The organism is Achromobacter pulmonis (genome assembly GCF_902859765.1).
Classification (GTDB): domain Bacteria; phylum Pseudomonadota; class Gammaproteobacteria; order Burkholderiales; family Burkholderiaceae_B; genus Achromobacter; species Achromobacter pulmonis.
This window is the reverse complement of the sequence record NZ_CADIJV010000060.1, coordinates 1-11,142: the sequence shown is the minus strand read 5'-3', so window position 1 is coordinate 11,142 and position 11,142 is coordinate 1. Positions and strand designations below refer to the sequence as shown.

The following is an 11,142-nucleotide window of genomic DNA, read 5'->3' as shown; positions in this document are numbered from 1 at the left end:
GGCGACGGCGCCAGCACCGGCGCGGCGATCGCCTGCGGCACCGCGCTGGCCGGCGGTTCGGCGGGCGCGGGCGGGATCTGTGGCGTGACGGCGGCCGGCTTGGGAACGTCAGCCGCCGGTACGCCCGTCGCCGGCAGCAGGCAGGCGCGGCCGTCGAACACGGTGGCGCAGGCGCCGCAGCGCACCAGGCCATTGCGGACCCGAAGCTGGTCGGGCACCACCTTGAATGACGTACCGCATTGCGGGCAACGGGTGGTCAGGGCCATGGCGCGATCCGGCGAAAAACTCAGGCCTTCTGGCCGTGCAGGCAGACCCAGCCGTCGCGGGCGCGCCAGACCGACATGGCGATCCAGGGCGCGTAGGCGGCGGCCACTTCCTCGGCCTGCCGCTCCAGCACGCCGGACAACACCAGGTGGCCGCCCGCGGCCACCCGGCCGGCCAGCATCGGGGCCAGCACCTTGAGCGGGTTGGACAGGATGTTGGCCACGACCACCTCGAAGGTGCCCTCGGCCAGGCCGTCGGGCAGCATGGCCTGCAATTCGACGTGGTTGACCTCGGCGTTGAAGACCGTGCTCTGCACCGCCTGGGCGTCGATGTCGACCGCCTGGGTGGGGCCGGCGCCCAGCTTGCGCGCGGCAATCGCCAGGATGCCCGAGCCGCAGCCATAGTCCAGCAGCGTCGCGCCGCGGGGCAGTTCGGCTTCGAGCCAGGCCAGGCACAGGTGCGTGGTCGGATGGCTGCCGGTGCCGAAAGCCAGGCCCGGGTCGAGTTCGATATGGATGGCCCCGTCCTCGGCCGCGGCGGTTTCCAGGCCCGGCACGTCCGGGCTGTCGCGGTGCCAGCTGGGCACGATCCAGAGACGTTCGGCGATGTGGATGGGACCGAACTGCGATTGCGTCAGGCGCACCCAGTCGGCGTCCGGCACGTCGCGCAGGCTCCAGCCGGCGAACAAGGCGGGATCGAGTTCGCCGGCCGCGGCGGCTTCTTCCATGATCTGCGCGGGATCGGCTCCGTCCGGCAGCAGGGCCACGACGCGGTTGCGTTCCCAGGCCTGCACGTCGGGCTCGGTGCCCGGCTCGCCGAACAGCGGACGCTCGTCGTCGGTGCCCAGGTCGGCGTCCTCGACCGACACCGACAGCACGCCCGCTTCCAGCAGCGCGTCGGACAGGGCTTCGGCTTGCGCCTCCTGGCAGTGGAGCACGAGTTCACGCATGATGATTCTTCCATCTGGCCAACGGGCCGCGGCATGCGCCGCGGCCCGGGTGGCCGGTTAAGGCAGTAAAAAGGGGGCCGAGGCCCCCCTGCTATCGGCTGGTCAGGGACGCTGGGCCAGCTTGTTTTCCAGGTAGTGGATGCTGGTGCCGCCTTCGACGAAGCGGGCATCCTGCAGCAGTTCGCGGTGCAGCGGGATATTGGTGGAAATGCCTTCCACCACCATTTCCGACAGCGCCGTGCGCATGCGCGCCAGGGCCTGGTCGCGCGTGTCGCCGTAGGTGATGACCTTGGCGATCATCGAATCATAGTTCGGCGGCACGAAATAGCCGTTGAACGCATGCGAATCGATGCGCACGCCCGGGCCGCCCGGCGTGTGCCAGTTGGTGATGCGGCCGGGGCTGGGCACGAAGCGGAACGGATCCTCGGCGTTGATGCGGCACTCGATCGCATGGCCCTTGAAGGTGATGTCGCGCTGGCGCAGCGTGAACTTCTCGCCGGCGGCGATCAGGATCTGCTGCTGCACCAGGTCGATGCCGGTGATCAGCTCGGTGACCGGGTGTTCGACCTGGATGCGGGTGTTCATTTCGATGAAATAGAACTCGCCATTTTCATACAGGAACTCGAACGTGCCGGCGCCGCGGTAGCCCATCTTGCGGCAGGCGTCGGCACAGCGGTCGCCGATGCGCTCGATCAGGCGGCGCGCGATGCCCGGGGCCGGCGCTTCCTCGATGACCTTCTGGTGGCGGCGCTGCATGGAGCAGTCGCGCTCGCCCAGCCAGACGGCGTTGCGACCGCCGTCGGCCAGCACCTGGATTTCCACATGGCGCGGGTTCTCGAGGAACTTCTCCATATAGACTTCCGGGTTGTTGAACGCGGCGCCCGCTTCCGAACGCGTCATGGTGACGGCGTTCAGCAACGCGGCCTCGGTGTACACCACGCGCATGCCACGGCCACCACCGCCGCCGGCGGCCTTGATGATGACCGGATAGCCGACTTCGCGCGCAACACGGATGATTTCCTGCGGATCGTCGGGCAACGCGCCCTCGGAGCCCGGCACCACCGGCACGCCGGCTTCGATCATGGCGCGCTTGGCGCTGACCTTGTCGCCCATCAGGCGGATGGTGTCGGGGCGCGGGCCGATGAACACGAAGCCGCTCTTTTCGACGCGATCGGCGAAGTCGGCATTTTCGGACAAGAACCCGTAACCCGGGTGGATTGCCTCGGAATCCGTGACTTCGGCCGCCGAAATGATGGCCGGCATGTTGAGGTAGCTCTCACGCGACGGCGCAGGCCCGATGCACACGGATTCATCGGCCAGGCGCACGTACTTGGCTTCGCGGTCGGCCTCGGAGTGCACCACCACGGTCTTGATGCCCAGCTCGCGGCAGGCGCGCTGAATGCGCAGGGCGATTTCGCCCCGATTGGCGATCAGGATTTTTTCGAACATTTCAGCTATCAGCCAATGACGAACAGGGGTTGGCCGTACTCGACGGGCTCGCCGTTCTCGACCAGGATTTCTTTGATGACGCCGGACTTGTCGGCTTCGATTTCATTGAGCAGCTTCATGGCTTCAATGATGCACAGCGGATCGCCTTCCTTGACCGACTGGCCGACGTCGATGAACGGCGCGGCGCCCGGATTCGGCGAGCGATAGAAGGTGCCGACCATCGGCGCCTTGACCACGTGGCCCTGCACCACCGGGGCGGCCTCGGCCGGCGCGGCCGGCGCGGCCGGGGCAGCAGGCGCGACCGGCGCGGCGGCGGCGCCGGCTTCCGGCTGGTGGTAGGCCACCGGCTGCAGGGTCTGCGAGAACTTGACGATGCGAACCTTGCCTTCGCCTTCAGTGATTTCCAGCTCGGCGATGCCCGATTCAGCCACCAGGTCGATCAGGGTTTTGAGTTTTCGAAGGTCCATAGAAGCTGCTTCCCGAGATAGTGTCGGCAACGCCCCGGTGTCCGGGTCCGCGCCATATAAGATGTAAAAGCTGAGAGTTGATGCGAGATCAATGCCGCACTGCGTAACGCAGAGCCGCTTCGTAACCGTCCGCGCCCAGGCCGCTGATGAGGCCCACCGCCAAGTCGGACAGATATGAGTGATGCCTGAAGGGCTCTCGCTTATACAGGTTGGACAAATGTACTTCAATAAATGGGATCGCGACCCCGGCCAGCGCATCGCGAATCGCGACGCTGGTGTGCGTATATGCCGCCGCGTTGATGATGATGAAATCGGTGCCGTCTTGCCGGGCCGCCTGAATGCGGTCAACCAGCGCGCCTTCATGATTGCCTTGCCACGCGTTCAGCGTGGCGCCCAATTCACCGGCCAGCCGCTCCAGGCCCTCGTTGATCTGAGACAGCGTGAGGCTGCCGTAGATATGAGGTTCCCGGGTGCCGAGCAGGTTCAGGTTCGGGCCATGCAATACCAGTATGTTTTGCGCCATGCGCTTGCCAATGAGTGGATTGCCAATTGTTGGCAAAACAGCCGATAAACCAGCTTTTTACGCCAATTCCTACTATTTGTCCAACAGACTTACGCCTTAAAACCAGAGAGTGTCTGGCTCAGGTCATCCGGTTGGATTTCACCCAATATCTTCCGGTTAATGCTGCCATCTGCATTGAAAACAATAGTAAATGGCAAGCCGCCGCTCGGGTTTCCGAGTTTGCGCAGGGTATCGACCGCCCCGGCGCCCATCACCCACAAGGGATAGGAAACCTGTACTTTCTCGACAAATTTTTGCATGTTGGACGCTGAATCGACCCCGATACCGACAAAGCGAACCTGCGGGTGTTTTTTCTGCAAAGCGTCGAGTTCGGGCATTTCCCTGACGCAGGGCGCGCACCAGGTGGCCCAGAAATTGACCACGATGGGTTGGCCTTTCCAGCCGGCCAGCGACTGCGTCGCGCCGTTCAGGTCGGGCAATTTCATCTGTATCAGGGCGGCGACGGGATCCTCGGCGGCGGGCGCCGCCGGCTGCGGCTTGTTTCGGCCCAGCAAGGTGTAGCCACCCGCGACCGTGGCGGCCACGGCCACGGCGGCGGAAAGGAGTAGGCGTCGATTCATGGCGCGATCATAACCGCTGCGGCCGGTTTGCGCCGCAAGCGCCGGCGCGCCGGCATGACCGCCGCCTATCTATACAATGCGGGGCAGGAGAGTTTTCAATGCATCTGCACATTCTTGGCATCTGCGGTACGTTCATGGGCGGCCTGGCGCTGATCGCGCGCGCCGCCGGCCACAAGGTCACGGGCTGCGATGCGGGCGTCTACCCGCCCATGAGCACCCAGTTGTCCGAACAGGGAATCGAACTGATCGAAGGCTTCGGTCCGGAACAGATGGCGCTCAAGCCGGACCTGTACGTCATCGGCAATGTCGTCAGCCGTGGCAACCCCCTGATGGAAGCCATCCTGGAATCGGGCGCGCGCTATGTGTCCGGCCCGCAGTGGCTGGGCGACAACATCCTGCCTGGCGCCCACGTGCTGGCCGTGGCCGGCACCCACGGCAAGACCACCACCAGTTCGATGCTGGCCTGGATCCTGGAAGCCGCGGGCCTGGCGCCCAACTTCCTGATCGGCGGCGTGGCCACCGATCTGCATGTATCGGCACGCTATGACCCGGCGCGGCGTCCCTTCGTGATCGAGGCGGACGAGTACGACACGGCGTTCTTCGACAAGCGCTCGAAGTTCGTCCACTACCGGCCGCGCACCGCCATCCTGAACAACCTGGAATACGATCACGCCGATATCTTTCCCGATCTGGCGGCCATCGAAACGCAATTCCATCACCTGGTGCGCACCATCCCGGGAACCGGCCGCATCATCCGCCCGGCGCACGCTGACGCCCTGGATCGCGTGATTGCGCGCGGATGCTGGTCTGAAACCGTCACGTTCGGCGCCGATGGCGCCTGGCAAGCCGGCACGCCCGACGCCGACGGCGCCTTTGCGGTGCGCCGCGACGGCATCGCCGTCGGCACGGTTCGCTGGACCCTGAGCGGGGAACACAACCGCATGAATGCCCTGGCCGCGCTGGCCGCGGCCGATCACGCCGGCGTGCCGGCCGCCGAGGGCGTCGAGGCGCTGAGCCGTTTCGGCGGCGTGAAGCGCCGGATGGAGCTGCGCGGCACGGTCAATGGCGTCAAGGTCTACGACGATTTCGCGCACCACCCCACCGCCATCGCCACCACCCTGGAAGGCCTGCGCCGCCAGGTGGGCCCGGCGCGCATCCTGGCGGTGCTGGAACCGCGCTCCAACACCATGAAGCTGGGCGCCATGGCCGCGCGCCTGCCGGACTCCCTGCGCGATGCCGACCTGGTGTTCTGCTTCGGCGCCCGCGCCGGCAAACATGCGCTGGGCTGGAACCCGGCCGAGGTGCTGGCGCCTCTGGGCGAGCGCGCTTCCAGTTACGATGACATCGATGCCCTGGTGGCAGCCGTCACCCAGGCCGCCCTGCCGGGCGACCAGGTGCTGGTGATGAGCAACGGCGGCTTTGGCGGCATCCACGGCAAGCTGCTGGCCGCCCTGGAGGCGCGCGGCTGAGGCGGGCGCCTCCGCCCGCGACCCAGGCCGACCGATCGGAAAGGCACGCAATGATCCTTTACCTGCACGGCTTTCGTTCCTCGCCGGCCTCATTCAAGGCCCGCATGATGGCCGACGCCATGGCCGCCCGCGGTCTGGCAGGCGACTGGGCCTGCCCGCAGTTGCCGGCCAGCCCGCGCCAGGCCATTGACCTGGCGCTGCGCATCGCCGGCCAGCAGTTGGCCGGCGCCGCCGACCCGCGCGCGCTGACCGTGATCGGCTCGTCGCTGGGCGGTTTCTACGCCACCTGGCTGGCCGAGCAGCTCGGTTGCAAGGCGGTGCTGCTCAATCCCGCGGTCGAGGCCGCGCGCGACCTGGCGACCCAGGTGGGCGAGCACCGCATGTATCATTCCGACGCGCCCTTCATGTTTCTGCCGGAATATGTGGCGGAACTGTCCGCCCTGCACGTCAGCCGCATCAGCCAGCCGGAACGGTATTTCCTGGTGGCGGCGACCGGCGACGAGGTGCTGGACTGGCGCGAAATGCGCGATCGCTACGCAGGCTGCCGCCAACGCATCGTGCAAGGCAGCGATCATGGCCTGTCCGATTTCGCCGACTGGATGCCGGAGGTGCTGGCGTTCGCCCTTGGCGCCACGCCGACCGACCCCAGATAACTCACTACACTCTTATATATATATCGCTGCGCAAGGCGGCGCTCACGCGCCGCCCAGGACGACCCTCACCATGTATGTGTTTTACGAAGACGACGGCAGCTTCAAGGCCGGCCATATCCTGTCCGAAACCGACGCCAGCCTGCAGGTGGAGTCGGAATCGGGCAAGCGCAGCAAGATCAAGCGCGCCAACACGCTGTTCAATTTCGCCGCGCCCGAACCGGCCGCGCTGATGAGCCAGGCGGCCGCCCTGGCCGAGACCCTGGACCTGCAATTCCTGTGGGAATGCGCGCCCCAGGAAGAATTCGATTCGCCCGCGCTGGCGGCCGATTACTTCGGCCACGCCCCCACCCCGGTCGAGCAGGCCGCGCTGCTGATGCGCCTGCACGGCGCGCCCGCCTATTTTCACCGCCGCGGCAAGGGCCGCTATCGCCCGGCCCCGCCCGACATCCTGGCCGCCGCCCTGGCCGCGCTGGAGAAAAAGCAGCGCCAGGCCGAGCAGCAGCAGGAATGGGTCGACGAGATGGCCGCCGGCCGTTTGCCCGAACCCATCGCCCAGGCCGCCGAATCGCTGCTGATCCGGCCCGACAAGAATTCACAGCAATGGAAGGCGCTGGACGCCGCCTGCGCCAAGCTCGGCAAGAGCCCTGACCGCCTGCTGCTGGAACTGGGCGCCTGGCCGCACGCGCTGGCGCTGCACAAGCGCCGCTTCCTGGCGGTGAACTTCCCGCGCGGCCTGGCGTTCCCCGAACTGGAACTGCCGCCGATCGACCGCGAACTGCCGCTGTCCGACGCCGAGATCTATTCGGTCGACGACATCACCACCACGGAAATCGACGACGCCCTGTCGGTCTCGACGCTGGCCGACGGCAACCTGCGCGTCGGCATCCACGTGGCCGTGCCCGGCCTGAGCGTGACGCGCGACAGCGAGTTCGACAAGCTGGCGCGCGCCCGCCTGTCGACCGTCTACATGCCGGGCGACAAGATCCCGATGCAGCCCGACAACGTGATCAAGGCGTTCTCGTTGGACGCCGGCCGCGAGGTGCCGGTGCTGTCGCTGTACGTGGTGGCCAATCCGGAAACCGGCGAGATCATCGAATCCGACACGCGCCTGGAGCGCGTGGTGGTGCGCGAGAACCTGCGCCACAACATGCTCGACGCGCAGGTCACCGAAGCAAGCCTGAACGACACCTCCGCCGACCTGCCCTACGGCCACTGGCTGCGCCCGCTGTGGAAGCTGGCGCAGGCGCTGTCGGCGCAGCGCGAGAACGTGCGCGGCAAGCCCGAGAACAATTCGCGGGTGGAATACAGCTTCTACCTGGACGGTGACCCCGACGATCCCGACACCCCGGTGCGGCTGGTGCCGCGCCAGCGCAACGCGCCGCTGGACCGGATGGTGGCCGAATACATGATCCTGGCCAACAACCTGTGGGGCGGCCTGCTGCACCAGCACGGCGTGCCGGGCATCTACCGCTCGCAACAGGCCGGCCGCGTCCGCATGAGCACCCAGGCACTGCCGCACGAAGCCATCGGCGTGCCGCAATATGCCTGGAGCACGTCGCCGCTGCGCCGCTATGTGGACCTGGTGAACCAGTGGCAGCTGATCGCCGCGGTCGAGCACGGCGTCTCGGCGCGCCTGGTGGCCCCCTTCAAGCCGCGCGACGCGGACCTGTTCGCGATCATCGGCGCCTTCGACGCGCAGTACGCGGCCTGGGCCGAGTTCCAGAGCGCGATGGAGCGCTACTGGTGCCTGCGCTGGCTGAAGCAGCACCACATCACCCGCACCGTGGCGCACGTGCTGCGCGAAGACCTGGTGCGCTTCGCCAACTGCCCGCTCGTCACCCGGATCGGGGGGATGCCCGAGCTGGAACGCGGGACGGCGGTGGAGGTGGAGATCCTGGGGATGGATGAGTTGTCGCTGGAGCTGGATTGCCGGTATGTGGGGCAGGTGGGGCCGGCGGCTGAAGAGGCTGCTGCTTAGGGCGGCGTTTGGCTTGTCGTTAGGCTGTTTCTGCTGGCGGCGGGGTGGTCTTTCTTAGGCCGCCCGTCTGGCAGGCGGCCCTGGCGGCGGGCGCCCACGATTGCGGTCCGGAGCGTTCGCCGCGCGCCTGATGCCAGGGAAGAACGGCTGACGGGGAAGATGTCTGGCGATGCACCGCTGATCCTTCCACGAGGAAGAACACCCGATGCATCGCTGACCCTCTCCACGGGAGAGAACGCCCGATGCATCCCGGATTCTTCCAAACGGAGCACCGCCGGCCTTGCCTCACCGATTCCTCCGCTTCTCGCCCGACCTCTCCCCAAATGCCAAAGAAGGCCGCCCGCGCGGCCGGTTTTGGCGGCCCCGCAAGATTTTCCGCTCCACTTGACTATCTCACCAAAACGCCAAGCACTCGATTCGCCCCCGCGCCGGTGAAATGATCATGCTGCAGCCCGTGGCGTCGGCGGCCGGTGGGCGCGGGGCGTGTAGATGCGCCCGAGGGAAACCGTAGGGAGCCGCAGGCGTACGAGGTTGACGCAGGGGCAGTCCGGAGCGAACGCTCCGGACCGCAATCGTAGCCCCGCGCCCACCGGCCGCCGACGCCACGGGCGGCCAAAAGAACCCATCCCCCCGCCGCGACAGCATCAAAACCTCCCGTTAAACTCCCGAGAAAAATCACAAATCAAATTTCGGAGGACGGACATGCGCATTCTGCTGGTCGAGGACAACCTCGACCTGGGCGATGCCGTGGAAAGCAAGCTGCGCTCGGCGGGCCACAGCGTGCAATGGGTGCGTGATGGCATCGCCGCGCTGCGCTGGGGCCGGGACGAGACCTGGGATGCCCTGGTGCTGGACATCAACCTGCCCGGCAAGGATGGCTTCAGCGTCATCCGCGAACTGCGCGCCGCCGGGCTGGACGCGCCCGTGCTCGTCATGACCGCGCGTTCCGAGATCGAAGACAAGATCGACATGCTCGACCTGGGCGCCGACGACTACCTCGTCAAGCCCTTCGACCTGCGTGAACTCGAAGCCCGCCTGCGGGCCCTGCTGCGGCGCCCCGCCGGGCAGACCAGCAGTATCACCGCCTACGGCAACCTGAGCCTGGACCTGGCCAACCGCCACGTCATGCTGGCCGGCGCGCCACTGGAACTGGGCCGGCGCGAATTCCGCCTGCTGGAGATCCTGCTGGGAAAACTGGGCCAGACGGTCGCCAAGGAACGGCTCATGAACCAGCTGTTCGACCTGGACGACGGTTCGCTCAACGCGCTGGAACTGCTGATCTCACGCCTGCGCAAGAAGCTGGCGGGCGCGTCCATCGATATCGTCACCGTGCGCGGCGTCGGCTACCAGGCCCGCAGCCATGAGCCCGCCTGAGAGCTTCTCCATCCGCCGCCGCGTCTTCACGCTGGGCGCGGCGCTGCTGGCCTGCGCCCTGATCGGCCTGGTGTTCTTCCTGCGCGGCTATGCCCAACGCGCGGCCGAGCAGGCCTTCGACCGGCTGCTGGCGGCGTCGGCGCTGACCATTGCCGGCTCCGTGCAGATCGAGGACAACGGCGTCACTGTCGAACCACCGGTCTCGTCCCTGGCCATGCTGTCGGGCAGCGAACGGGTGTTCTATGAAGCCCGCGCCTCCAATGGCCGGCTGATTACCGGCTACGCCGATCTGGCCCCCGGCCTGCCGCTGGCGCAATCGGCCACGCCGGTCTTCACCTATCTGCGCTATCACGATGAGCCGGTGCGTGTCGCCACCGTCGGCCGGCTGGTGTCGGCCAGCCAGCACGCCGGCTGGGTCACCGTGCGGGTGGCGGAAACGCTGGGATCGCGCGAGGCACTGGCCGATGAAATCCTGGGCCGCAGCGTGCTGCCGCTGATTGTGGTGTCGCTGGTGGCGCTGGGCCTGCTATGGTTCGGCGTGCAGCGCGCCTTCGCGCCGCTGGCGGTGGTCGAGGGCGAATTGCGGCAGCGGGCGCCGGACGACCTGGCGCCGCTGGTCACGCCCGTGCCCACCGAGGTGCGGCGCCTGGTCGAAGCCCTGAACGCTTTCATGCAACGCCTGTCGGGCATCATGGACACCCTCAATACCCTGGTCGCCGATGCCGCCCACCAGGTGCGTACGCCGCTGGCCTCGCTGCGCGCGCAGGCCGAAGTGGCGCTGGATGAAACCGATCCCCAGCGCCTGCACGAGCGCCTCGGCCGCATCCACCAGAATGCCACCCACGCCAGCCAGCTCATCAATCAGTTGCTGATGGACGCCACGATCACCCACCGCCTGGGCAAGGGCGCGCGCGCGCTGGTGGGCGTGGCCGAGACCATCAACGAAACCCGCCGCCGCATCGGCCCGCTGGAGGCAAGGCGCCTGCGTATCGACATCGCGCCGGCCGTGCGGCGCGCCCGCATCGCCGGCGATCGCGTGGCGTTGCGGGAGATGCTGCGCAACCTGGTGGACAACGCCCTGCGCTACGCGCCGCAGGGCACCGTCGATATCCAGGCCACGCCCGTGGCAGGCTACCGGGTGGCCTTGACAGTGTCCGACCGCGGGCCGGGCATCGCCGACGACGAAAAGGATGCGGTGCAGCAGCGTTTCACCCGCGGCCGCACCGGTGAATCGCTGCCGGGCTCGGGCCTGGGCCTGGCCATCGTGCGCTCGGTGGCCGTGGCGCATGGCGGCTCGCTGTGGCTGCAAGACCGGCCCGGCGGCGGCCTGTCGGCGCGCGTCATCCTGCCGCTGGCGCGCCAGCGCGCCGGCCGCGCAATGGCCGCCTGGCTGGCC

11 protein-coding genes are annotated in these 11,142 nt (G+C 67.4%); 5 read left to right on the top strand and 6 right to left on the bottom strand.

What is annotated here, in order from left to right; genetic code table 11:
- From HV701_RS26920 to HV701_RS25885, 6 genes are all read right to left on the bottom strand, one after another.
- On the bottom strand, nt 1-266 hold a 266-nt coding region (locus HV701_RS26920), incomplete at its 3' end, for a zinc-ribbon domain-containing protein (RefSeq protein ID WP_254595254.1).
- A 20-nt stretch (nt 267-286) separates the two neighbouring features.
- On the bottom strand, nt 287-1,213 hold the full coding sequence (gene prmA, locus HV701_RS25905) for a 50S ribosomal protein L11 methyltransferase (RefSeq protein WP_175135867.1): 927 nt from the start codon (nt 1,211-1,213) through the stop codon (nt 287-289).
- Between the two features lie 102 nt (nt 1,214-1,315).
- Nucleotides 1,316-2,662 (bottom strand): acetyl-CoA carboxylase biotin carboxylase subunit, encoded by a 1,347-nt coding sequence (accC, locus tag HV701_RS25900; protein ID WP_175135866.1) that lies wholly within the window; start codon nt 2,660-2,662, stop codon nt 1,316-1,318.
- Between the two features lie 8 nt (nt 2,663-2,670).
- Entirely contained in the window at nt 2,671-3,129 is a 459-nt protein-coding gene (gene accB, locus HV701_RS25895) for an acetyl-CoA carboxylase biotin carboxyl carrier protein (protein WP_175135865.1), read from the bottom strand.
- Nucleotides 3,130-3,217: 88 nt separating this feature from the next.
- On the bottom strand, nt 3,218-3,652 hold the full coding sequence (gene aroQ, locus HV701_RS25890) for a type II 3-dehydroquinate dehydratase (protein ID WP_175135864.1): 435 nt from the start codon (nt 3,650-3,652) through the stop codon (nt 3,218-3,220).
- 89 nt (nt 3,653-3,741) lie between these two features.
- Nucleotides 3,742-4,272: a TlpA family protein disulfide reductase gene (locus HV701_RS25885; RefSeq protein ID WP_175135863.1), complete on the bottom strand. Its 531-nt coding sequence runs from the start codon at nt 4,270-4,272 to the stop codon at nt 3,742-3,744.
- Between the two features lie 98 nt (nt 4,273-4,370).
- Between HV701_RS25885 and mpl the strand changes: the two genes are divergently transcribed.
- The 5 genes from mpl to HV701_RS25860 form a co-directional block, all read left to right on the top strand.
- Nucleotides 4,371-5,741: a UDP-N-acetylmuramate:L-alanyl-gamma-D-glutamyl-meso-diaminopimelate ligase gene (gene mpl, locus HV701_RS25880; protein ID WP_175135862.1), complete on the top strand. Its 1,371-nt coding sequence runs from the start codon at nt 4,371-4,373 to the stop codon at nt 5,739-5,741.
- 50 nt (nt 5,742-5,791) lie between these two features.
- Nucleotides 5,792-6,394 (top strand): YqiA/YcfP family alpha/beta fold hydrolase, encoded by a 603-nt coding sequence (locus HV701_RS25875; RefSeq protein ID WP_175135861.1) that lies wholly within the window; start codon nt 5,792-5,794, stop codon nt 6,392-6,394.
- Between the two features lie 70 nt (nt 6,395-6,464).
- A complete protein-coding gene (locus HV701_RS25870) occupies nt 6,465-8,372 on the top strand; it encodes a ribonuclease catalytic domain-containing protein (protein ID WP_175135860.1) in 1,908 nt (635 codons plus the stop codon).
- Between the two features lie 702 nt (nt 8,373-9,074).
- Nucleotides 9,075-9,746: a response regulator transcription factor gene (locus HV701_RS25865; RefSeq protein ID WP_175135859.1), complete on the top strand. Its 672-nt coding sequence runs from the start codon at nt 9,075-9,077 to the stop codon at nt 9,744-9,746.
- The coding region (locus HV701_RS25860; RefSeq protein WP_175135858.1) for a sensor histidine kinase at nt 9,733-11,142 on the top strand (1,410 nt) is incomplete at its 3' end. The genes HV701_RS25865 and HV701_RS25860, both read left to right, overlap by 14 nt.